This window comes from Methylobacterium sp. J-077 (assembly GCF_022829365.1).
GTDB lineage: Bacteria > Pseudomonadota > Alphaproteobacteria > Rhizobiales > Beijerinckiaceae > Methylobacterium.
In genome coordinates this window covers 1-390 of sequence record NZ_JAKSYJ010000049.1, presented here as the reverse complement: position 1 = coordinate 390, position 390 = coordinate 1, and the positions used below count along the sequence as shown (strand labels likewise).

Sequence of the window (390 nt, the reverse complement as noted above, 5' to 3'; positions counted from 1 at the left end):
GGCCCGTACTCCGCCGGGCAGTCGCGCCAGCGGCAGCCGGAGGTGAGCACGTGCACAATGCCGGAGATGATCTGCCGGTCGTCCTTGCGCGCCGGTCCGGGCTGATCCTTCGGCAGGAACGGTTCGATCACCGCCCACTGCGCATCCGAGAGCCAGAACAGGTCCGCCATCGCCACCTCCAGGCCGCAAAACGACCGCCTGGAATCACAAAATCACAAACCCTGCAACAGCTTGGTGCGGTTCACACCTTAGCATTACAGTTGCGTTTTTTGGCTTTTCCGTCGGCTGCGTGTTTTGCTGGGCTTACGGCGGTGACGCCCTTTGGCGTCTGACGCTCGGCGTTTGAGATGGGCGTTTTGGGCGGCCGCCTGATGCGTGCGTCGCCAGAGC

1 protein-coding gene is annotated in these 390 nt (G+C 63.3%); it reads right to left on the bottom strand.

What is annotated here, in order from left to right:
- Window positions 1-170: transposase (locus MKL11_RS02865; protein ID WP_243940113.1), on the bottom strand; the 170-nt coding region annotated here is incomplete at its 3' end.
- Between the last annotated feature and the right edge of the window lie 220 nt (window positions 171-390).